This is a genomic window from Pseudomonas sp. dw_612 (assembly GCF_018449725.1).
GTDB lineage: Bacteria > Pseudomonadota > Gammaproteobacteria > Pseudomonadales > Pseudomonadaceae > Aquipseudomonas.
Genome location: NZ_JAAVVC010000006.1, coordinates 151,343 through 174,038, shown reverse-complemented (window position 1 = coordinate 174,038; position 22,696 = coordinate 151,343). Strand labels below are relative to the sequence as shown.

The 22,696-nt window shown below is 61.7% G+C and carries 14 protein-coding genes; 11 read left to right on the top strand and 3 right to left on the bottom strand.

The genetic code is table 11. The features are described 5' to 3' along the window. Nucleotides 1–17 precede the first annotated feature (17 nt). The 11 genes from HB680_RS12125 to HB680_RS12075 all read left to right on the top strand — a co-directional run bounded on the left by HB680_RS12125 (nucleotide 18) and on the right by HB680_RS12075 (nucleotide 14,838). Nucleotides 18–359, top strand: a complete 342-nt coding sequence (locus tag HB680_RS12125; RefSeq protein WP_213938848.1) for a DUF2934 domain-containing protein — start codon at nucleotides 18–20, stop codon at nucleotides 357–359. A gap of 249 nt (nucleotides 360–608) precedes the next feature. Next, entirely contained in the window at nucleotides 609–2,768 is a 2,160-nt protein-coding gene (gene glgX, locus HB680_RS12120; protein ID WP_213938847.1) for a glycogen debranching protein GlgX, read from the top strand. A gap of 1 nt (nucleotide 2,769) precedes the next feature. Further along, the gene (locus HB680_RS12115; protein ID WP_213938845.1) at nucleotides 2,770–3,759 is read left to right on the top strand and encodes an acyl-CoA dehydrogenase family protein; all 990 of its coding nucleotides are present in this window, start codon (nucleotides 2,770–2,772) and stop codon (nucleotides 3,757–3,759) included. Then, nucleotides 3,756–4,514: a PIG-L family deacetylase gene (locus tag HB680_RS12110; protein WP_213938843.1), complete on the top strand. Its 759-nt coding sequence runs from the start codon at nucleotides 3,756–3,758 to the stop codon at nucleotides 4,512–4,514. The genes HB680_RS12115 and HB680_RS12110 overlap by 4 nt, the downstream gene beginning before the upstream one ends. Continuing rightward, complete coding sequence (locus HB680_RS12105) at nucleotides 4,511–5,110, top strand: SAM-dependent methyltransferase (protein WP_213938841.1); 600 nt, start codon at nucleotides 4,511–4,513, stop codon at nucleotides 5,108–5,110. The genes HB680_RS12110 and HB680_RS12105 overlap by 4 nt, the downstream gene beginning before the upstream one ends. Next, complete coding sequence (locus HB680_RS12100) at nucleotides 5,107–5,766, top strand: glycosyltransferase (RefSeq protein WP_213938839.1); 660 nt, start codon at nucleotides 5,107–5,109, stop codon at nucleotides 5,764–5,766. The genes HB680_RS12105 and HB680_RS12100 overlap by 4 nt, the downstream gene beginning before the upstream one ends. A 180-nt stretch (nucleotides 5,767–5,946) precedes the next feature. Next, a complete protein-coding gene (locus tag HB680_RS12095; protein WP_213938838.1) occupies nucleotides 5,947–6,705 on the top strand; it encodes a PIG-L family deacetylase in 759 nt (252 codons plus the stop codon). A gap of 291 nt (nucleotides 6,706–6,996) precedes the next feature. Further along, the gene (locus HB680_RS12090; protein ID WP_213938835.1) at nucleotides 6,997–7,797 is read left to right on the top strand and encodes an endonuclease/exonuclease/phosphatase family protein; all 801 of its coding nucleotides are present in this window, start codon (nucleotides 6,997–6,999) and stop codon (nucleotides 7,795–7,797) included. A gap of 192 nt (nucleotides 7,798–7,989) precedes the next feature. Continuing rightward, nucleotides 7,990–10,695: an autotransporter outer membrane beta-barrel domain-containing protein gene (locus tag HB680_RS12085; RefSeq protein ID WP_213938834.1), complete on the top strand. Its 2,706-nt coding sequence runs from the start codon at nucleotides 7,990–7,992 to the stop codon at nucleotides 10,693–10,695. Nucleotides 10,696–10,839: 144 nt separating this feature from the next. Beyond that, the gene (locus HB680_RS12080; protein ID WP_213939014.1) at nucleotides 10,840–13,449 is read left to right on the top strand and encodes an autotransporter outer membrane beta-barrel domain-containing protein; all 2,610 of its coding nucleotides are present in this window, start codon (nucleotides 10,840–10,842) and stop codon (nucleotides 13,447–13,449) included. A gap of 321 nt (nucleotides 13,450–13,770) precedes the next feature. Beyond that, nucleotides 13,771–14,838: an autotransporter outer membrane beta-barrel domain-containing protein gene (locus HB680_RS12075; RefSeq protein ID WP_213938833.1), complete on the top strand. Its 1,068-nt coding sequence runs from the start codon at nucleotides 13,771–13,773 to the stop codon at nucleotides 14,836–14,838. Between the two features lie 117 nt (nucleotides 14,839–14,955). Here the strand turns inward: HB680_RS12075 and glgB are convergent, their stop codons facing one another. The 3 genes from glgB to HB680_RS12060 form a co-directional block, all read right to left on the bottom strand. Further along, nucleotides 14,956–17,187, bottom strand: a complete 2,232-nt coding sequence (gene glgB, locus HB680_RS12070; RefSeq protein WP_213938832.1) for a 1,4-alpha-glucan branching protein GlgB — start codon at nucleotides 17,185–17,187, stop codon at nucleotides 14,956–14,958. A 2-nt stretch (nucleotides 17,188–17,189) separates the two neighbouring features. After that, nucleotides 17,190–20,531: a maltose alpha-D-glucosyltransferase gene (treS, locus tag HB680_RS12065; RefSeq protein WP_213938831.1), complete on the bottom strand. Its 3,342-nt coding sequence runs from the start codon at nucleotides 20,529–20,531 to the stop codon at nucleotides 17,190–17,192. Between the two features lie 72 nt (nucleotides 20,532–20,603). Beyond that, nucleotides 20,604–22,598 carry an alpha-1,4-glucan--maltose-1-phosphate maltosyltransferase gene (locus HB680_RS12060; protein WP_213938826.1) on the bottom strand — a complete coding sequence of 665 codons (1,995 nt, stop codon included), beginning with the start codon at nucleotides 22,596–22,598 and terminating at the stop codon, nucleotides 20,604–20,606. Between the last annotated feature and the right edge of the window lie 98 nt (nucleotides 22,599–22,696).

Here is a 22,696-nt window from a genome sequence, read left to right as displayed (position 1 = left end):
AGTTCAGGAGCATTGCGATGAGTACCGAAGATAAACGCGTTCGCGAATTTGCCTATCAAATCTGGGAGTCGGAAGGGAAACCCGAAGGCCAGGATGCCCGCCACTGGGAGATGGCACGCAAGCTGGCCGAAGCTGAAGCCCTGGCGCCCAAGAAATCGCCTAAAGCAGCGGGCAGCAAGGCTTCCGCTGCCAAACCGGCCGCTGCTAAAGCCGCTGGCAAGCTCAATGGTCAAGCCGAAGGCAAAGCCCCGGCGTCGAAGGCCAAAGCCAAACCAGCCGCCGCGGCCAAAGTAACCCCGCCGGGTGAAAAAGCCGCCGAGAAAAAGCCTCGCACCGCGAAAAAACCACCAGCGGTTTGACGCTTCACGCCTTGTCCTGATTGATCTCGTGGCGAGTTCGCTCGCCACTGTGGGCGCACTCGCCCGGAATAAAGAGCGTTGTGAACTGAAACACTGCAATCCCTGTGGGAGCGGGCTCGCTCGCGAAGGCGGCAGCACATTCAACATCTCTGTTGACTGACACACCGCTTTCGCGAGCCAGCCCGCTCCCACAGGGGATTGCGCATACTTACCGATAGCAACACCCGCACCCCATTTGCAGGAGCATCTATGACCAATCCAAAGAAAGCCGCGCCAGAACCTCAAGCCGAGGCCTCGCGAATCCGTGAAGGCCTGCCCTTCCCGCTGGGCGCGACCTGGGATGGTCTGGGGGTCAACTTTGCCTTGTTTTCCGCCAACGCCACCCGGGTTGAACTGTGCATCTTCGACGACGCCGGCGAAGTGGAACTGGAACGCATCGAACTGCCGGAATACACCGACGAGATCTACCACGGCTACCTGCCCGACGCCCATCCGGGGCTGATCTACGGCTACCGCGTCTACGGCCCGTACGACCCGGCCAACGGCCATCGTTTCAACCACAACAAATTGCTGATCGACCCCTACGCCAAGCAATTGGTCGGTCAGTTGAAATGGTCCGAAGCGCTGTTCGGTTACACCATCGGCCACCCCGACGCCGACCTCAGTTTCGATGAGCGCGACAGCGCGCCGTTCGTGCCCAAGTGCAAAGTCATCGACCCGGCGCACACCTGGGGCCATGACCATCGGGTCAGCGTGCCGTGGGACAAGACGATCATTTATGAGACTCACGTGCGCGGCATCAGCATGCGTCACCCTTCCGTCCCCGAGAACGTGCGTGGCACCTTCGCCGGGTTGATGGTCGATGACGTGCTGGAACACATCCGTAAATTGGGCGTGTCGAGCGTGGAATTGCTGCCGATCCACGCCTTCGTCAACGACCAGCATCTGTTGCACAAAGGCATGACCAATTACTGGGGCTACAACAGCATCGCGTTCTTCGCCCCGGACCCGCGCTACCTGGCCAGCGGCAAGATCGCCGAGTTCAAGGAAATGGTCGCGCACCTGCACGAAGCGAATCTGGAAGTGATCCTCGACGTGGTCTACAACCACACCGCCGAGGGCAACGAACAAGGCCCGACCCTGTCGATGCGCGGTATCGACAACGCCTCTTACTACCGCTTGATGCCCGATGACAAACGCTTCTACATCAACGATTCCGGCACCGGCAACACCCTGGATTTGAGTCACCCGTGCGTGCTGCAAATGGTCACCGACTCGTTGCGCTACTGGGCCACGGAAATGCACGTGGACGGCTTCCGCTTCGACCTGGCGACCATTCTCGGGCGCTATCACGACGGTTTCGACGAACGCCACAGCTTCCTGGTCGCCTGTCGCCAGGACCCGGTGCTGCGCCAGGTGAAAATGATTGCCGAACCCTGGGACTGCGGCCCCGGTGGTTATCAGGTCGGTGGCTTCCCGCCGGGCTGGGTCGAGTGGAACGACAAATTCCGCGACACCGTACGCGCCTTCTGGAAAGGCGATGACGGCCAATTGGCGGACTTCGCCAGCCGCATGACCGCCTCCGGCGAGATGTTCAACCAGCGTGGACGCCGGCCGTATGCATCGGTGAATTTCATCACTGCCCACGACGGTTTCACCCTCAACGATTTGGTGTCGTACAACGACAAGCACAACGAAGCCAACGACGAGAACAACCAGGACGGCAGCAACAACAACCTGTCCTGGAACCATGGCGTCGAAGGCCCGACCGACGATCCCGAGATCAACGAACTGCGCCAGCGGCAGATGCGCAATTTCTTCGCCACGCTGCTTTTGTCCCAAGGCACGCCGATGCTGGTGGCCGGTGACGAATTCGCCCGGACCCAGGACGGCAATAACAACGCCTACTGCCAGGACAGTGACATCGGTTGGGTCAACTGGGATTTGAGCGATGACGGCAAGGCCCTGCTCAAGTTCGTCAAACGCCTGATCAAGTTGCGCCTGACCTATCCGATCCTGCGACGCGGGCGCTTCCTGGTGGGCAATTACAACGAGGACATCGGCGTCAAGGACGTCACCTGGCTGGCCCCGGATGGCAGCGAGATGAGCACCGAACAATGGCAGGACGCCCACGGTCGCTGCCTGGGCATGCTGCTCGACGGTCGCGCCCAGGAAACCGGCATCCGCCGCAAGGGTGGCGACGCGACGTTGCTGCTGGTGGTCAATGCGCACCACGACATCGTCAACTTCACCTTGCCGGAAGTCCCGGACGGCGGTCACTGGACCTGCATGATCGACACCAATCAACCGTCGATTCGCGGTCAGGAACGCTTCGATTTTGGTCACGAATATTCGGTCACCGGCCGCTCGCTGCTGCTGTTCGAATTGCAGCATGAGGAAGAAGAGTGAAATGGACCTACAGACGTTTCTGCAACAGCAACCCACGGACTACGCCGACACTCAGGCGCTAGGCCGATGCCTGCGGGCGCTGGTGGAGGCGGGTCTCGATCAGCTTCCGCTGCCCGGCAGTGGCCGGACGCTGGAACGGTTCCAGCGCCTGGCCGAGGTCGGCGCTCACGACCTCGGGTTGTGCAAATTGTACGAAGGCCACACCGACGCGCTGGCGATCATCCAGCAACTCGGTGGCTCGCCGACGCCTGCCAGCACGTGGGGCATGTGGGCCGCCGAACCGCCGCAGGCCAAGGTTCGGGTCAGCCCTTCGGGGCACATGGTGTTGCTCAATGGCCGCAAGGCCTGGTGCTCGGGCGCGGCGGTGCTCAGCCACGCCTTGCTCACCGCGTGGGATGATCAGGATCGCCAGCAATTGGTGGCGGTGGCACTGGATCAGCCCGGAGTGAACGTCACGACGCAGGGCTGGCACGCCGTGGGCATGGGCGCCACCGGCAGCGTCGAAGTGCTGTTCGAAGGGGCCGAAGCCCAAGCCATCGGCAACCCCGGCGACTATTTGCAGCGGCCGGGTTTCTGGCAAGGCGGGATCGGGATTGCCGCCTGCTGGTACGGCGCGGCGCAGAGCATTGCCGAGCGCTTGCGCCGTCACTGCACGCAACGGCCGGAACCCCACGCCCTGGCGCATCTCGGCGCGGTGGACAGTGCCTTGCACGCGGCGGCTGAAGTGCTGCGGGTCAGTGCCCTGACCCTCGACGCCACACCGCTGGACGATGCCGAATTACTCGCCCGGCGCGCCCGTGCGGTCGTTGAAAACAGCGCCGAACAGGTGATCCAGCACGTCGGGCATGCCCTCGGTGCCGGCCCGTATTGCAAGGATCGACAATTCGCCCGGCTGATCGCCGATTTACCGGTGTTCTTGCGCCAAAGCCATGCCGAACGGGATCTGGCCGCCCTCGGCCAGCAGGTCGTCAACGGGGCATGGTCGCTATGAAAGCCAACCCCATCGTCGGCCAGGGCACGCCGCTGCACCTGTGGCAAACCTCCCGACAGTTGGCGCAGTTGCCGGTGATCGACATTCTGGAGCTGGTGCCTGTAGGCGCGCGCGCCGTGATCATCGCGCCGCACCCGGATGACGAAGTGCTCGGTTGCGGCGGCTTCCTGCAACTGCTCGCCGACGCCGGCCGCTCGTTACAGTTGATTTCGGTCACCGATGGCAGTGCCAGCCATCCCGGCTCCCGGCGTTGGTCCGTGGAGCGTTTGAGCGCCGTGCGTCCGCAGGAATCCGCCGAAGCCCTGCGCCGACTCGGCCTGCCGCTGCATAGCCTGAAATGGCTGCGTGGCGGCTTCGCGGACAGTCAGGTGGCGGCGCGGGAAGCCGAGTTGAGCGCATTCATCGAGCGTCACTTGCGGCCCAATGACGTGGTCTTCACCACGTGGCGCGAGGACGGCCATTGCGACCACGAAGCCGTGGGCCGGGCCAGTGCCGACGCGGCGAAACGGGTCGGCGCGACCCTGCATGAACTGCCGGTCTGGACCTGGCACTGGGCAACCCCGGAAGACAGTTTTGTGCCGTGGGAGCGCGCACGGAAGATTCTGCTCGATCCACATCTGGTCGCCCGCAAGCGCCACGCCATTTACGCCTTCGCCAGCCAGTTGGAGGGCGATCCGCAGGTCGGTTTACCGCCGGTGCTGGCGCCCTATGTGCTGGACCGATTACTGCAACCTTTTGAAGTGGTGTTTCTATGAGCGTCGAGGATCGCTATTTTGACGGGTTGTTCTCGGGCAACGACGACCCGTGGGCGTTTCGCCAACGCTGGTACGAACAACGCAAGCGCGCAGTGACCCTCGCCGCCCTGCCCCGACCCCATTACCGTGCGATCTTCGAACCGGGCTGCGCCAACGGTGAGCTAAGCGCCGAACTGGCCAGCCGCTGCGACCGCCTGCTGTGTTGCGACACCGCAGCCGCCGCCGTCGCGTTGGCCCGCACGCGCCTGAGCCTGTTCGACCACGCCGAAGTCCGGCAAAGTCGTTTGCCGGCCGAGTGGCCCGAGGAAAAATTCGACCTGATTGTCATCAGCGAGATCGGCTATTACCTGGATGCCGACGACCTGAAACGCCTGATCGTTCAGGCCGAACAGTCCTTAACCGCCGACGGTCAACTGCTCGCCTGCCATTGGCGCCCGCCTATCGACGGCTGTCCGCTGAACGCCCGCCAGGTGCATGACCTGCTCCACGAACATTTGCATTTGCCGCGCCTGGTCCTGCATCAGGAAGCGGATTTTCTGTTGGAACTCTGGAGCCGAGAACCCCGCTCCGTGGCGGCTCTGGAGGGCTTACGATGATTGGAATTCTGATCCCTGCGCACAATGAAGAAGACTTGCTCGAAGCGTGCATCCGCGCGGCGTTGCGTGCCGGGTGCCATGAACGGCTGGAGGGTGAACCGGTGCTGGTGCTGGTGGTGCTCGACAGTTGCACCGATCGCTCGGCGCAGATCGTCGCGCAATACCCGGTGCACAGCCTGGCGATCGAAGCCCGGAATGTCGGGGAAGCCCGGGCGGCCGGGGCGCGCTATCTACTGGAACTCGGCGCACGCTGGATTTCCTGCTCCGATGCCGACAGCATCGTCGCCAAAGACTGGCTGGTGGCGCAACTGGCCCTGGGCGCCGACGCGGTGTGCGGCACGGTCACGGTCGATCAATGGACCGCCGATTTCGACGAGTCAGCACAGATTCGCTATCGCCAGCATTACCAGGCCCGGGATGGTCACCGGCATATCCACGGCGCTAACCTGGGCATCAGCGCCGAGGCTTATCAGCGTGCCGGCGGCTTCGAACCGCTGGCCTGCGATGAAGATGTGCAACTGGTGCGGCAGCTCGAACGCTGTGGCGCGAACATCGCCTGGAGCCACCAGCCACAGGTGCTGACCAGTGCGCGTCTGGACAGCCGGGCACGGGGCGGCTTCGGTGATTTTTTGCGGAACATGGTGCAAATCGAGTAAAAAAAACCGGATCAGATGCAACAGCAACGCGACGAATAGGGTTGTATGAGCAATACTCTTGTTCGCTGCAATCCAGGGTTTGGAGCGCGGCACATTGCTATCAACCAGCCTTCACGGGTCTGCCAGGCTTGAAATCAAGCAACGCATGACTGAGGGCGAGACAGAACAAGGACGTAACCCATGAAATCGGTTTACATCAGCGAAAGCACCCTGCCTTCACAGATCTGGAACAACGCCCCGCAACTCGACAATATCCCGGTCATCAACACCCAGACCCTGGTCCCCGAAGGCGCGCGCGCCGTGGTGATCGCGCCCCATCCCGGCGACGAAGTGGTGATGTGCGGCGGCTTGCTGCAACTGCTCTCCACCCTCGGCCACCCCTTGCAATTGATCTCGATCACCGACGGCAGCGCCAGCCATCCGGGTTCGCAGCAATGGTCGGAGAAACGCTTGAGCGTGTTCCGCCCCCAGGAAAGTGTCGAAGCCTTGCGCCGCCTCGGCTTGCCGATGCACAGCCTGAAATGGATTCGCGGCGGCTTCACTGACAACGCCCTGGCCGAGCGCGAACAACAATTGGCCCACTACATCGCGCGCTACCTGCGCCCGGGGGATGTGATGTTCAGCACCTGGCGCGAAGACGGCAACGATGACCATGACGCCGTCGGCCGCGCGGCCTCCAGGGCGGCGGCAATCGTCGGTGTGGCGTTCAACGAAATGCCGCTCTGGGCCTGGCACTGGCCGACGCGCGACCAGGGGCTGATCCCCTGGCATCGAGCACGCAAGGTTCGTCTCGACACCTGGACCATAGCCCGTAAAAGCCACGCCACCCACGCCTACGCCAGCCAACTCGACGGCGAACCGGCCATCGGCATCGCCCCGCTGCTGCCCAAGGCACTGCTGGAGCGGATTCGGTTGCCGTATGAAATCGTCTTCGTCTGAAACACCCCAGGCCCAACTTGGGAGCGAGCCTGCTCGCGAAAACAATCTGCCAGCCAATATAGGTGGCGAATGAACCACTGCTATCGCGAGCAAGCTCGCTCCCACATGAAGACGAAGTCGTATGTAAAACTTGCGTTCACCACAGATCACCTGTGGGAGCGAGCTTGCTCGCGATGGGGCCCTTTCATTCAACATCTTTGTTGATATCGAAGGCGATCCGCCAATCCCGCTGAACTGCCCGGCCCCGCATCAGTCGCATAGTTATGCAGCCCCGGATTCACAGGAGCCAACGTGACCAGCGATTCAGAACACCGCACACTCGAATCGGTGCCTTTGGGCACCCCGACAGCCATTCACCGACTGCGAGTCCTCACGGTCAACACCCACAAAGGTTTCACCGCGCTCAACCGGCGTTTCATCCTGCCGGAACTGCGCGAGGCGGTGCGCAGTACGTCGGCGGACCTGGTGTTCCTGCAGGAGGTGGTCGGCGAACACGAGCGGCATTCTTCCCGTTACAACGAATGGCCGCAGATGTCGCAATATGAGTTCCTCGCCGACAGCATGTGGAGTGATTTTGCTTATGGCCGTAACGCGGTCTACCCCGATGGCCACCACGGCAACGCGCTGCTGTCGAAATACCCGATCCGTGAATTCCGCAACCTCGACGTTTCGATCACCGGCCCCGAGCGTCGCGGCTTGTTGCACTGCGTGCTGGACGTGCCGGGCCACGCCGAAGTCCATGCGATTTGCGTGCATTTGAGCCTGCTCGAAAGCCATCGCCAGTTACAACTGCAATTGCTCTGCCTGCTGCTCGAATCCCTGCCCGACGATGCGCCGGTGATCATCGCCGGTGATTTCAACGACTGGCAGTTGCAAGGTAACGCCGCCCTCGCCCGGCGTGCTGACCTGCATGAAGCCTTCGAACGCCATCATGGCCGCCCCGCGAAGACCTACCCGGCGCGCTTTCCCCTGTTGCGCCTGGACCGCATCTACCTGCGCAACGCCAGCAGCCATCACCCGAAAATACTCGGCACCCGGCCCTGGACGCACCTGTCGGATCATTTGCCGTTGGCGGTTGAAGTGCACCTGTGAATCACACTTCTGATAGCGCCATTCGTCAGCGGCGCTACCTGCTAGCAAAAAATGCGTCTACACCTTAAAAAGCTAAGGAGCAGCACATTCAATTCGTTAGGGCCCATGCCTCACGTAGTTCATGAATTAGGGTTGATTCACCGTCCGGCGAACCACCAAGGATGACATCCCGAAACTCGGAAGGGATTCGCCATGAGTCGTTACGCCCGGTTGCTGCGGTCAATGCCGCAGGTTTTCGTTGTCCCCGCTTCACTGCTGATTCTGGTCAGCCCTCCCGCCTCCGGCGCCTGCACGTTGATCGCCGGCCCCGGCAACGATGCATTCACCTGCGACAGCGGCACCAGCGGCGCATTAACCGACCTGGCGGGCAACAACAGCCTGACCTTTCCGGCCAACGGCACCGGCCGGATCAACGGCAACGTGACGTTCGGCGCCGGTAGCGACTCGGTGCAGATGGACTCGGGGACCCTCGCCGGCGCACTTGATCAAGGCAACGGCAACGACAGCCTGCGTATCACGGCCGGGCAAATCACCGGTGCGGTGAGCCAGGGCAACGGCATCGATGATTTCGTCATGAGTGGCGGGACGATCCAGTCCCTCGCCCAGGGCGATGGCCGCGACACCTTCCTGATGACCGGCGGCACGATCACCGGCGCGTTCGAGGACGGCGATGTGGCGAGGATGAGCGGCGGCACCATCGGCCGGGTCGACATGAAGCTCGATAACAATATTTTCGACCTGTCCGGCGGGCAGATCCTCGGCAACCTGGTGACCGGTTTCGGCACCGACACCATCATCGTCTCGGGCGGACGCATTGGCGGCAACCTCAGTGTCAGCGGTGGCAACGACAGCATCACCGTGACCGGCGGCGAGATCGTCGGTGAGATTCGCGCCAGCGTCGGCGACGACACTCTGATCTGGAATGGCGGTGGCATCATCCGCTCGGCGATCCTGATGGACGACGGCAATGACCGCGCGACCCTGAGCAATCTGGATGAAAGCATCCTCGCCCTCACTCCTAGCCTCAACGGCGGCGCCGGCAACGACCTGCTGACATTCGACCGCACCACCACCAGCAGCCCCGCCCGCTACAGCAACTGGGAAACGGTCAACCTGCGCAACGGCGCGCAATTCGACCTCGCCGGCAACTTCGTGCTGGGCGACAGCACCAGCGGCACCGGTGTGTTCAACGTTGATAGCAGCAGTACCGTGACGTCCACCCAAGGCAGCCTCACACCGTTCAGCGCCGGACAGTTCGCGACCCTGAACAACGCCGGGGTGATCGACCTCACCCGCGGCAACACCCGCACCGACGACACTCTCACCGTGCAAGGCAACTATGCAGGCAATGGCGGCCAACTGCTGCTGCAAAGCGTGATCGGCGACGACAGTTCCCCCAGCGACAAACTGGTGGTGAACGACGGGACCTTGACCGGCAGCACGGTGATCAGCGTCAGCAATCTCGGCGGCGTCGGCGGTTTGACCCAGCAAAACGGTGTCCCGTTGGTCCTGGCCCAAGGCACGGCGGTCAGCGATAACAGCGCGTTTGTCCTCAGCGGCCCGATATCGGCGGGCGCCTACGATTACCGTCTGTTCAAGGGCGGTGTGACCGCGGGCACCGAGAACAGTTGGTACCTGCGCTCGGCGGTGGTGGCGCCAGCCACCTTGAGCATTCCCAATCCCGACCCAACCTTGCCACCGATCATCGTCCCGGTGGTGGCGACACCCGTGGCAGCGCAGACGCCGACGATCGTGAGCATTCCCAATCCTGACCCGAGTTTGCCACCGATTCTCGTTGCAGCGGCGGCGACGCCAACGGTCATCAGCATCCCCAACGCCGATCCGACCTTACCGCCGACGCTTGTCACGGTGCCAGCGGCACCGGCCGGCAGCTCGCCGCTGCCCGCATTGCCCGCCGCTATACCGGGCGCGGCGCCAATTCCCTTGTACCGCCCTGAAGTCCCGACCTGGTCGATAATCCCTCCGGCGGCGGCGCAGTTGACCCTGAGCGCCCTCGGCACCTTCCACGACCGGCAAGGTGATCAGCGTCTGCTGACGGAAACCGGCGCATTCGGCGCCGGTTGGGGCCGGGTCTATGGCAAGAACTTCGACCAGACCTGGGCCGGCACCGTGACGCCACGGCTCAACGGTTCGCTGAATGGTTTTCAAGTGGGCAACGATCTGTACAGTTCGCAAACCTCTGGCGGACATACCCAGCGCACCGGGTTCTTCGTCGGCCACACTCGTTTGCAGGGCGATGTCGATGGTTTCAATGAAGGCTTTGAAGGCAAACGCGCCGGCAGCGTCGAACTCGAAGGCGACAGCTACGGCGTGTATTGGACACTGACCGATCCGAAGGGCTGGTACGTCGATACGGTGGTCATGGGCACCCGATTTGACGGCGATAACCGTTCCGAACGCGGGCTCAAACTCGACAACCGTGGGCATGCCCTGACGCTCTCGGCCGAGGCCGGTTACCCGATTCCGCTGGCCGGTAACTGGGTGGTGGAACCCCAGGCGCAAGTGATCCATCAGAAGATATCCCTCGACAGTCAGGATGACGGGATTTCCCGGGTGTCCTTCGATTCCGACGGCGCGTGGACCGGTCGCCTCGGTGCTCGCCTCAAGGGTCGTTACGAAGTCAGTGGCCGGCCGCTGGAACCGTATCTGCGAGCCAATCTGTGGCACACCTTTTCCGGTACTGACGCGGTGACGTTCGACCACATCGACCGAATCGAGAGCCAGCAGAAATCCTCCAGCGCCGACCTCGGGATCGGGGTAGTGCTCAGCCTCGCCTCCGCCGTCAGTGTGTACGCCAGTACTGATTACAGCAGCAATATCGACGGCAATCAGCTGCGAGGGATCGTTGGCAACGTCGGTATCCGGATGAGCTGGTAAGCCGATGACTACAACGCGATCCGCGCTCTATTGACCGAGTTGTAGGTCGGCAACGCAACCTCTTGCAAAATAATGCGAAGCACTCCTAAAAAGTAACGGAATAGCGCCCCAAACCCTTACGGCAGACGCCTCGCGTAGTTCATGATGGCACTCCGACCATCAAAGCGGGGATTTGCCGTGATTCGCTACGCCAGACTGCTGCGCACGTTGCCGCAGGTTTTCGCTGTGCCCGCTTCACTGCTGACTTTTGTCAGCACTTCTGCCTCTGGTGCCTGCACGCTGGCCGCCGGCCCCGGCAACACTGTATTCACCTGCGACAGCGGCACCAGCGGGGCGTTGACCGATCTGTCGGGCAACAACACCCTGATCTTTCCCGTCAACGGCACCGGCCGCATCAACGGCAACGTGACATTCGGCAACGGCAACGACACGGTGGAGATGAACTCCGGCACCCTCGCCGGTGCGCTGGATCAGGGCAATCGTAGCGACAGCCTGCGCATCACGGGAGGACAAATCACCGGCGCGGTCAACCAGGGTAGCGGCACCGATGATTTCTTTATGAGCGGCGGCACCCTTCAGTCCCTCGCCCAAGGAGGCGGTAGCGACACCTTCCTGATGACGGGCGGCACGATCACCGGCGCGTTCGATGACGGTGATGTGGCGAGGATGACCGGCGGGACTATCGGTCGGGTCGACATGAAGATCGATGACAATATTTTCGACCTGTCGGGCGGACAGATTCTCGGCAACCTGATCACCGGGATCGACGACGATACCATCACGGTTTCGGGTGGGCAGATCGGTGGCAACCTCAGCGTCAGCGGCGGCAATGACAGCATCACTTTGACTGGCGGCGAAATCGTCGGCCAAATCCTGGCGGGCGCAGGCGATGACATCCTGCTCTGGAATGCCGGCGGCATCATCCGCTCGACCATCCTGATGGGGGATGGCAATGACCGCGTGACCTTGAGCAATCTGGATGAAAGCACCCTCGCCGCCACCCCGAGCCTTGACGGTGGCGCCGGCAATGACGTGCTGACGTTCGACCACACCACAACCAGCAGTCCCGCCCGCTACAGCAACTGGGAAACGGTCAACCTGAGCAACGGCTCGCAACTCGATCTCATCGACGACTTCGTCCTTGGCGACAGCGTCAGCGGCTCCGGGGTGTTCAACATCGATAACAGCAGCACCCTGACCTCGGTGCACGGCAGCATCACGCCGTTCACGGCCGGCCAGTTCGCAACCCTGAACAACGCCGGCGTGATCGACCTCAGCCACGGGAACACCCGCACCGACGACACTCTGACCGTGCACGGCAACTACGTCGGCAATGGCGGCCAACTGCTGCTGCAAAGTGTGATCGGCGATGACAGTTCCCCCAGTGACAAACTGGTGGTGGCGGACGGAACCCTGACCGGACACACCGAAATTACCGTCAGTAACTTGGGCGGTATCGGGGGGCTGACCCGGCAGAACGGCATCCAGTTGGTCCAGGCTCAAGGCACGGCCGTCAGCGACAACACAGCGTTTACCCTCAAGAGCCCGATATCGGTGGGTGCCTACAACTACTACCTGTTCAAGGGTGGCGTGACCGTGGGTTCCGAAAACAGTTGGTACCTGCGCTCGGCGGTGATCGCTACACCCGTCACAAGCGGCCCCCCTCCTGATCCAGCGCAGCCCCCTCCTGCCGTTGTGGTTTTACCAGTGGTCACAACACCGGTGGTGGCTGCGGCGCCGGCCGGCAGCCCGCCGCTCCCCAGGTTACCCGCCGCAGTAACGGGCGCGGCGCCAATTCCCTTGTACCGCCCTGAAGTCCCGACCTGGTCGATAATCCCTCCGGCGGCGGCGCAGTTGACCCTGAGCGCCCTCGGCACCTTCCACGACCGGCAAGGCGATCAGCGTCTGCTGACGGAAACCGGCGCATTCGGCGCCGGTTGGGGCCGGGTCTATGGCAAGAATTTCGACCAGACCTGGGCCGGCACCGTGACGCCACAGCTCAACGGTTCACTCAACGGCTTTCAAGTGGGCAACGATCTGTACAGCGCGCAAACCTCGGGTGGGCAAACCCAGCGCACCGGATTCTTCGTCGGCCACACCCGTTTGCAAGGTGATGTCGATGGTTTCAACCAAGGCTTTGAAGGCAAACGCGCCGGCAGCGTCGAACTGGAAGGCGACAGCTACGGCGTGTACTGGACGCTGACCGATCCGAAGGGCTGGTACGTCGATACGGTGGTCATGGGCACCCGATTTGACGGCGATAACCGTTCCGAACGCGGGCTCAAACTCGATAACCGTGGGCATGCCCTGACGCTCTCGGCCGAGGCCGGTTACCCGATTCCGCTGGCCGGTAACTGGGTGGTGGAACCCCAGGCGCAAGTGATCCATCAGAAGATTGCCCTCGACCGTCAGGATGACGGGATTTCCCGGGTGTCCTTCGATTCCGACGGCGCGTGGACCGGTCGCCTCGGTGCTCGCCTCAAGGGTCGTTACGAAGTCGGTGGCCGGCCGATGGAACCGTATCTGCGAGCCAATCTGTGGCACACCTTTTCGGGTACTGACACGGTGACGTTCGACCACGTCGACCGAATCGAGAGCCAGCAGAAATCCTCCAGCGCCGACCTCGGGATCGGGGTAGTGCTCAGCCTCGCCTCCGCCGTCAGTGTGTACGCCAGTGCCGATTACACCCGCAATATTGACAGCAATCAGCTGCGCGGCGTCGTTGGAAACATCGGGGTCCGGATGAGTTGGTAGGTGTTTAGCCAACTATCAAAAGCCTCTGGCCCGGCGGTTTTTTGATGATTTTTTGTACAAACAATCACTTAGGTACGCGCCATAAAACAGACAGTTATCATCGCTAAAATAGCCCTACCATTTATCGGCCATTTTCTTGACGCAAGGTCACAGGTCTTCTTAGCTACACGTTACTACCCCCGGAAATACACCCGGGACAAACCTACAGACACCCGTTAAAACGGGCGGCCCCAGGCTTGCCCCAATCCATTCGGTCGCCCCTCATTCGGGGTAGGAGAGACGCCAGAGCGAGAACGGCATGCGTGTGCAAGGTAGACCTCCATGAAAACCTCATTCACCCCACAAGAGATCAAAATCACGTTTTGCACAGTATCGAGCACGCTACTGCTGTGCTCATCCATGGACGTGCAGGCCGGTCCTGCCGAGGATGAAGCCGCCCCCTGGTATCGCCAGGAGGTGCCTACACTGACCTTGCCCAATGTCGCCGCCACTTACCCGGGACGCTACACCTTCAGCCCGGACTTGCGAAGTTCCCGCCTCACCACCGAAGACGCCGCCCCTGCTGCCTGGGATCAACTCTATGGCCACGCATCGCGCCAGGCACAAACCGATGTTCAGTCCGAGGGTTTTGCGATCCCCGGCGCAGACGATTTCAAAGGCCCGGCCATCCTGACCCTGCAAAGCGGCAGCGGTCACGTGCAACGGGTCGGGCTGGTCGGTGGCACCAGCCAGTACCAAGGCAACAGCAACGGCCTGTTGACCAGTCGCGCGATGGTCGACCCCGGCAATGACACCCTCAATCTTCAAGGCCAGAGCCTCGGCGCCTACTGGAGCCTGACCGGGCCCCAAGGCTGGCACGTGGATTTGACCGCCAGCGGCGGCCGGGTCAATGGCTACAGCCGTGACGCCCAGGGCATGCGGCAAACCGCCGAGGGCAGCGCGATGACCGTGTCGGTGGAAGGTGGCTTCCCCATCGGCCTGGGCGAGAACTGGGTGGTGGAACCCCAGGCGCAGTTGATCAATCAACGCATCACCCTGGACACACCGTATGCCGGCGCCAACAACGCTTCGTCCAGTGACCTGACCTCTTGGAGCGGCCGGGTCGGTGCGCGGTTGAAAGGTAGCTACGACATCAATGGCCTGCCGGTCGAACCCTATGTGCGGACCAACTTGTGGCACACGGTGTACACCGGCAATACCGTAACCCTCGACCAAGTGGACAAGATCAGCAGCAGCCGCAATTCGTCGACGGTGGATCTGGGTCTGGGATTGGTGGCCAGGGTTTCGCCCACAGTGAGCCTGTACGTCAGCGCCGATTACAGCAGTGATGTGGATGACAATGATTTGAATGGGTTGATCGGGAGTCTGGGGATTCGGATGCGGTGGTGAGGGTTAGTACTGAGGTGCCTGGGCTGACACCTTCGCGAGCAAGCCCGCTCCCACAATTTGAAATACATTCCAATGTGGGAGCGGGCTTGCTCGCGAAGGGAGCGACGCGGTTTTAGATCAACCCTCCGGCCGCAAGATCAACACCGCCAACGGCGGCAAATTCAAAACCAGTGACAGCGCCTGGCCATGGCTCGGCTCTTCCTCGGTAAACGCCCCGCCACCGTTGCCATAGTTGGAACCGGCATAGGTGTCGGCATCGCTGTTGATCAGCTCGGTCCAACGCCCGGCAAACGGCACGCCGATGCGATAGGCCTGACGCGGCACCGGGGTGAAGTTGGCCACCACCAGCGCCGGCCGGCCGTCCTTGCTCCAGCGCATAAAGGCATAGACGCTGTTGACCGCATCGTCGCCGATCAACCACTGGAAGCCCTGCGGCGCATCGTCCTGATCGTGCAGCGCCGGTTCTTCGCGGTACAACCGGTTCAGGTCGCCCACCAGTTTCTGCACGCCTTTGTGTTCCGAGTACTGCAACAAGTACCAATCGAGTTGCTGATCGTGATTCCACTCGCGCCACTGGCCGAACTCGCAGCCCATGAACAACAGCTTTTTGCCCGGATGCGCCCACATGAAACTCAGGTACGCCCGCAGGTTCGCGAATTTTTGCCAACGGTCGCCGGGCATCTTGTCGATCAGCGAATGCTTGCCATGAACCACTTCATCGTGGGAAATCGGCAGGATAAAACGCTCGGACCACGCATACACCAAGCCAAAACTCAGCTCGTTGTGATGATGGGCGCGGTACACCGGATCCTGCTGGATGTAATGCAGCGAATCGTGCATCCAGCCCATGTTCCACTTGTAGTCGAAACCGAGGCCACCCTGTTGCGTGTTCTGGCTGACACCCGGCCAAGCGGTGGATTCTTCGGCGATCACCAGCGCACCGGGCGCTTCCAGATCGACCACGTCGTTGAGGTGACGCAGGAAGTCGATGGCTTCCAGGTTCTCGCGACCGCCATGGCGGTTCGGCACCCACTCGCCGGCCTTGCGCGAGTAGTCGCGATACAGCATCGACGCCACGGCATCAACCCGCAGGCCATCGACGTGGAAATGTTTGAGCCAGTGCAGCGCTGAAGCGAGCATGTAGCCGTGCACCTCGGTGCGGCCCAGGTTGTAGATCAGCGTGTCCCAGTCCTGGTGAAAACCTTCCATCGGGTTGGCGTATTCATACAACGCCGTGCCGTCGAACTGCGCCAGGCCGTGGGTATCGGTGGGGAAATGCGCCGGCACCCAATCGAGGATCACACCGATATCCGCCTGGTGGCAGGCGTTGACGAACGCGGCGAAATCATCCGGCGAGCCGTAGCGTGCGCTCGGGGCAAATTGCGAGAGCAACTGATAACCCCAGGAACCGCCGAACGGGTGTTCCATGATCGGCATCAGTTCGATGTGGGTAAAACCGAGTTCCTTCACGTACGGAATCAGTCGATCGCCCAACTCGTGCCAGGTGTACTGACGCGCCACTTCACCCAGATCATCCAGCTCACATTGCCACGAACCGGCATGTAATTCGTAGATCGACAGCGGTGCACTGGGCTTGTGCTTGTCAGCACGCGCCTGCATCCACTCGTGGTCCTGCCAATCGATGCTCAGCGGCGCAGCGACTTTCGACGCGGTGTCCGGCGGCATTTGCGTGGCCAGGGCCATCGGGTCAGCCTTGAGCGGCAGAATCCCTTGGGCACCGAGGACTTCGTACTTGTACGCCTCCCCCGCTTGCAGGCGCGGGATGAACAACTCCCAGACCCCGGTCGGATGACGCAAGCGCATCGGGTGCCGGCGACCGTCCCAGACGTTGAAATCGCCGACCACCGAAACCCGTTTCGCATTCGGCGCCCACACGGCAAAGCGCACGCCGTCCACGCCATCGACGTTTTTCAGCTGCGCGCCAAGGCAGGCGCTGAGGTCGCGGTGATTGCCTTCGGCGAACAGGTACAAGTCCATCTCGCCGAGCAGCGGCCCGAAACTGTAAGGATCTTCGGCGACTTGCTCGCCGCCGGCCCAACGGGTGCGCAGCAAATACGGCTGCGCCCGGTCGAAGTGGCCGACAAACAGCCCCGGAGTCTGGGTGGCTTCAAGGCTGCCCAGCTCATCGCCGGAATCCTTGGCCAACACCTGGACGCTCAGTGCGTCCGGCAGATAGGCCCGGATGAATTGCCCGCCCTGGTCATCGCCGTGGGGGCCGAGGATGGAAAACGGATCATGGTGTTCTGCGCGTACCAGCGCGTCAATGTCCCGCGCCTTGGGCAACAGCGCTTCTTTGTGATGCCCCTGTTCCTTGTTCGAGAAACTCATGACTACTCTCCACCAAGATCGGAAAAGGGTTTGAGCCCACTCAATAACCCATACAAACCGTGCAACGGCACCGGCAGCCAAGTGGGGCGGTTTTCCGCCTCATAAGCCACTTCATAGGCCGCCTTCTCCAAACCGAACAACGCCAGCGCGGCGTTTTCGCCCTCGGGATCTTGCCATGCATGAGCAAGACTAGCTGCCGCCAGCCGATAAGCGTCGATAAATGCCTGTTGCGCTTCATTTAAATAGCGATCAGCGACCCGTTGCCGCGCCGCTTGGGCATCGGCGGTGTTGTCAACGTTGTGCACGTTGATCGCCATCGCGGCGGCGTAGTCGAAGGAACGCAACACGCCGCTGACATCTTTATACGGACTGTGCTTGCCGCGACGTTCGCTCAGCGGCCGTGCCGGCTCGCCTTCGAAGTCGATCAGGTAAGCATCGCCCTTGATCACCAGCACCTGGCCCAAATGCAAATCACCATGGACCCGAATCCGCAAACCACCCGTGGCTTTTTTGCCCAGTTCCTGGACATGCCCGAGGATGGTTTTTTTGTTGTCCAGCAAGCGACTGACCAGCGCTTTGTCCGCCGGGTTCAATTCGTTTTGATGCTGCTTGAGCAACGTCAACGCGTGTTCCAGTTGCGCCGCCACGTCCTTGGCCGAGGCCAGGGCTTCTTTCTGTGTGGTTACGTGCGGAGCGAAATCCGGGTTGTCGGTGGTTGCCGCCAGCACCTGATGCATTTCCCCCAGGCGCTGGCCGAGCATGCCGGCGAAATCTTTCAATTCACCCAAGGCGTTGTAGTGCTGCTCCTGCTCGGACATGGCATCCGCCAGCTCATCGCGCAGCGCGCGCTCGAGGTTGTTCTGGGTCCATTCCCAGGCGTCGCCCTGATTGCTCAAGTAACCTTGGGCGATCATCAGCAGGTTGTCTTCGCCCTGGGCATCGCGGCGGATAACCGAGCCCAGCAGCGGGGAAATATTGGCGAACCCGGCGTTGGTCAGGTAAGCGCTCATCTCCAGTTCCGGGTGCACGCCCGAGGCGACTTTGCGGATCAGCTTGAGCACCATGCTTTTGCCGACCACCACCGAACTGTTGGACTGCTCGGCAGACAGGTAACGCACTTCCGATTCCGCCGACAGGCCAAGCTTCGCCAGTTGCGCGGTCGGTTCGAAACGGATTTCGCCGCCATCGGACGGCAACACGGTGTTGCTGTGCATGCCTTCCACTACGGCACGGATAAAGTTCTCCAGAGCAAACGCATCGGTGATCAAACCGACCTGCGGCCCGCGTCGAACCCGGGACAACGCCAATTGTTGCGGCAACGGCGCGCCAACCTGATCTTCGGCAATAAACCCGAACGGCAATTGATAACGGCTGGTCTGGCCGCCGCTGGTGACTTCGATTTCGCTCAACAAGACCGGATGCTGCGGGTCGCCGAAGCGCACGCCATAGGCCAGGTTGACCTTCTCGATGGCCGCGTCCTTGCCGGCGAACCAGCGCCGGTTTTGCAGCCAGTTCGGCAGGATGCCCTGCTCCAGCGTGCCGCGAGACGGCGCTTCGAGCAGTTCTTCCATGCGTTTCTTCAGCACCAGGGTGGTGAAGTCCGGCAGGCTTTGCGCCGGTTCCACGTGCCAGCTCGGCATTTGATTCTCCGCTGCCAGTACGAACCAATAGAAGCCGTACGGCGCCAGGGTCAGGAGGAAATTCAACTGGCCGATGGGTGGGAAGGCGTTACCGCCAAGCATCTCCACCGGGACCATGCCGACGTAGGCCGACAAGTCGAGTTCCGCCGCTTGCGCGCTGCGGGACACGTTGGCCACGCACAGGATGATTTCGTGCTTGCCATCGGCGCCGGTGAATTCACGGGTGTAGGCCAGAATCCGCCGGTTGCTCGGCGACAGCATGTTCAGCGTGCCACGCCCGAAGGCCTTGGACTGCTTGCGCACGGCGAGCATGCGGCGGGTCCAGTTCAGCAGCGAATGCGGGTCGCCGGCCTGGGTTTCGACGTTGACCGACAGGTAACCGTATTGCGGGTCCATGATCGGCGGCAGCACCAGGCTGGCCGGGTCGGCGCGGGAGAAGCCGCCGTTACGGTCGATGGACCATTGCATCGGCGTGCGCACACCGTCGCGGTCGCCGAGGTAGATGTTGTCGCCCATGCCGATTTCATCGCCGTAATACATCGTCGGCGTGCCCGGCATCGACAGCAGCAGGCTGTTGAGCAGTTCCACGCGGCGACGGTCGCGCTCCATCAGCGGCGCGAGTCGCCGGCGAATCCCCAGGTTGATCCGCGCCCGCCGGTCGGCGGCGTAGTAATTCCACAGGTAATCGCGCTCCTTGTCGGTGACCATTTCCAGGGTCAGCTCATCGTGGTTGCGCAGGAAAATTGCCCACTGGCAGTTCGCCGGGATTTCCGGGGTCTGGCGCAGGATGTCGGTGATCGGGAAACGGTCTTCCTGGGCCAGCGCCATGTACATGCGCGGCATCAGCGGGAAGTGGAACGCCATGTGGCATTCGTCGCCGTTCAGGCCTTTTTTGTCGGTGTCACCGAAATACAGCTGTGTGTCTTCCGGCCATTGGTTGGCCTCGGCCAGCAGCATGCGGTCCGGGTAATTGGCATCGATTTCGGCACGGATCTGCTTGAGGACGTCGTGGGTCTCGGGCAGGTTTTCGTTGTTGGTGCCGTCGCGCTCGATCAGGTACGGGATCGCGTCCAGACGCAGGCCGTCGATGCCCATGTCCAGCCAGTAACGCATCACCGACAGCACCGCTTTCATGACTTGCGGGTTATCGAAGTTCAGGTCCGGCTGGTGGGAATAGAAGCGGTGCCAGAAGTATTGGCCGGCAACCGGGTCCCAGGTCCAGTTGGACTTTTCGGTGTCGAGGAAAATGATGCGGGTGCCGTCGTACTTTTGATCGTCATCGGACCAGACATAAAAGTCCCGCGCCGCCGAGCCTTTCTTGGCCTTGCGCGCGCGCTGGAACCAGGCGTGCTGGTCGGAGGTGTGGTTGATGACCAGCTCGGTGATCACCCGCAGGCCGCGTTTGTGCGCTTCGGCGATAAAGCGCTTGGCGTCGGCCATGGTGCCGTAGTCGGAATGCACGCCACGGTATTCGGCGATGTCGTAGCCGTCGTCCCGGCGTGGCGAAGGATAGAACGGCAACAGCCAGATGGTGTTGACGCCCAGGTCGGCAATGTAATCGAGTTTGGCGATAAGACCGGGAAAGTCGCCGATCCCGTCATTGTTGGAGTCGAAAAAAGACTTAACGTGAACCTGGTAGATCACCGCATCCTTGTACCAGAGCGGGTCCTTGGTGAAGGGTGTGGCCTTGGGTTTCTTCGCCATTTGAAACTCCTGTTGAATTCGAAAACGCCGCTAAGCCGAAACGCAACGAGATCCCCTGTGGGAGCGGGCTTGCTAGACGGTAATTCGCCAAATCCCGAACGGCTGGTGAGCCGGGTCGATGCGCATGAATTGGTACTTGCCGTACCACGTCCAGCGATGGCCGCTCATCAAGTCCTCGCCCTGGGTGTGAGCGTCGTCGGGCAGGCCCATTTCCCACAGCGGCAATTCGAAATTGGCTTCCTGGACGTTATGCGGGTCCAGGCTGACGGCCACCAGAATGAAGTTGCTGCCGTCGGCGCTGCGCTTGCCGAAATACAGGATGTTGTCGTTCCAGGCGTTGTAGATCTTCAGCCCCAGGTGCGTGTGCAGTGCCGGGTTCTGGCGGCGGATGCGGTTGAGCTGGGCGATTTCGGCAATGATGTTGCCCGGCGCGTTGAAGTCTCGTGGGCGAATCTCGTACTTCTCGGAGTTGAGGTATTCCTCCTTGCCCGGAATCGGCGCGGCTTCGCAGAGTTCGAAGCCCGAATACATGCCCCACAGGCCCGAACCCATGGTCGCCAGCGCCGCGCGAATCAGGAAACCGGCGCGTCCGGATTCGTGCAAGAACGCCGGGTTGATGTCCGGGGTGTTGACGAAGAAGTTCGGGCGATAGCATTCGCGCCACGGCGACTCGTTCAGTTCACTGAAATAGGTCGACAACTCGTGCTTGGTGTTGCGCCAAGTGAAGTAGGTATAGCTCTGCGAATAGCCGACCTTGCCGAGGCGCGCCATCATCGCCGGGGTGGTAAAGGCTTCTGCGAGGAAGATCACTTCCGGGTGCAGTGCGCGCACATCGGCAATCAGCCATTGCCAGAACGGCAGCGGTTTGGTGTGCGGGTTGTCGACGCGAAAGATCTTCACGCCCTCCTCGACCCATCCGACCACGATGTCGCGCAATTCCACCCAGAGGCTGGGGATCGCGTCGGCGGCATAGAAGTCGACGTTGACGATGTCCTGGTATTTCTTCGGCGGGTTCTCGGCGTATTTGATCGTGCCGTCGGGGCGCCAGTTGAACCAGCCCGGATGCTGTTGCAGCCACGGGTGGTCCTGGGAACACTGGATCGCGAAGTCGAGGGCGATTTCCAGCCCATGCTCCGCCGCCGCCACCACCAGCCTGCGGAAGTCTTCGCGGGTGCCGAGTTCGGAGTGAATCGCCTCGTGCCCGCCTTCGGCGCTGCCGATGGCATATGGACTGCCCGGATCGTCGGGGCCGGCGGTCAGGGAGTTGTTCGGGCCTTTGCGGTAGCTGCGGCCGATCGGGTGGATCGGCGGGAAGTACAGCACGTCGAAACCCATGTCCTGGATCATCGGCAGCCGCGAGTGCACGTCGTTGAAAGTGCCGTGGCGCGCCGGATCGTCGGTGATCGAGCGTGGAAACAACTCGTACCAACTGGCGAACTGAGCGATGTCCCGTTCCACGTCCAGCGGGAATTCCTGGCTCAGGCTCAGGTAGGCGCGGTGATCGGCCTGCCCCATGAGGTCGGCGCTGCGCTGGTGCAGGAACAGCGCGACCTGCTCGGTTTCGAGCAACCCGGACAATTCATGGTGCAGCCCGGCCAGTTGCTCGCTCAGCGGCCCGTCACTGCGTTCGGCGGCTTGCAGGACCATCGTCCGGCCTTCCTGCAATTCCAGGCTCACCGGTACGCGGGCAGTGTGTTTCTTTTCCAGCTCATAGCAGAAGCTGGCGAACTGATCGATCCAGGCTTCGATGCAAAACACATGACGGCCCTGGCGCTCGACGCGAAACCGGCCCTGCCAGCCATTGTTGCCCAGGTCGACCATGGTTTCACTGTGCCAGGACTCTTCACCCTCGCCGCGCCAGCGAATGCGCACGGCCAGTTTGTCGTGGCCATCGGCAAACACCTTGCCGGTGACCAGCACGTCCTGCCCGACCACGGCTTTGACGGCAAACAGCCCGCCATCGAGGGTCGGCATAACGTTTTCAATCGCAATGCGCGGCAGCAATAACGCCTGCGACAGCGGCATATGCGGGTTGTAACTGAGTTCGGTCGGTTTTTCAGCGATCATCGAGCATCTCTCCTTTACGCCCCAAGGACGCTCTTGTGCTTGATATTCATCCACATGGGGCGTTCCGTCCCGGAATGAACTCACTTAGGTTCCGAGCG

Coding starts and splice junctions, on each gene's coding strand:
- HB680_RS12125 (WP_213938848.1), top strand. CDS start 18: ATGAGTACCGAAGATAAACGCGTTCGCGAATTTGCCTATCAAATCTGG.
- glgX (WP_213938847.1), top strand. CDS start 609: ATGACCAATCCAAAGAAAGCCGCGCCAGAACCTCAAGCCGAGGCCTCG.
- HB680_RS12115 (WP_213938845.1), top strand. CDS start 2,770: ATGGACCTACAGACGTTTCTGCAACAGCAACCCACGGACTACGCCGAC.
- HB680_RS12110 (WP_213938843.1), top strand. CDS start 3,756: ATGAAAGCCAACCCCATCGTCGGCCAGGGCACGCCGCTGCACCTGTGG.
- HB680_RS12105 (WP_213938841.1), top strand. CDS start 4,511: ATGAGCGTCGAGGATCGCTATTTTGACGGGTTGTTCTCGGGCAACGAC.
- HB680_RS12100 (WP_213938839.1), top strand. CDS start 5,107: ATGATTGGAATTCTGATCCCTGCGCACAATGAAGAAGACTTGCTCGAA.
- HB680_RS12095 (WP_213938838.1), top strand. CDS start 5,947: ATGAAATCGGTTTACATCAGCGAAAGCACCCTGCCTTCACAGATCTGG.
- HB680_RS12085 (WP_213938834.1), top strand. CDS start 7,990: ATGAGTCGTTACGCCCGGTTGCTGCGGTCAATGCCGCAGGTTTTCGTT.
- HB680_RS12080 (WP_213939014.1), top strand. CDS start 10,840: ATGGCACTCCGACCATCAAAGCGGGGATTTGCCGTGATTCGCTACGCC.
- HB680_RS12075 (WP_213938833.1), top strand. CDS start 13,771: ATGAAAACCTCATTCACCCCACAAGAGATCAAAATCACGTTTTGCACA.
- glgB (WP_213938832.1), bottom strand. CDS start 17,187: ATGAGTTTCTCGAACAAGGAACAGGGGCATCACAAAGAAGCGCTGTTG.
- treS (WP_213938831.1), bottom strand. CDS start 20,531: ATGGCGAAGAAACCCAAGGCCACACCCTTCACCAAGGACCCGCTCTGG.
- HB680_RS12060 (WP_213938826.1), bottom strand. CDS start 22,598: ATGATCGCTGAAAAACCGACCGAACTCAGTTACAACCCGCATATGCCG.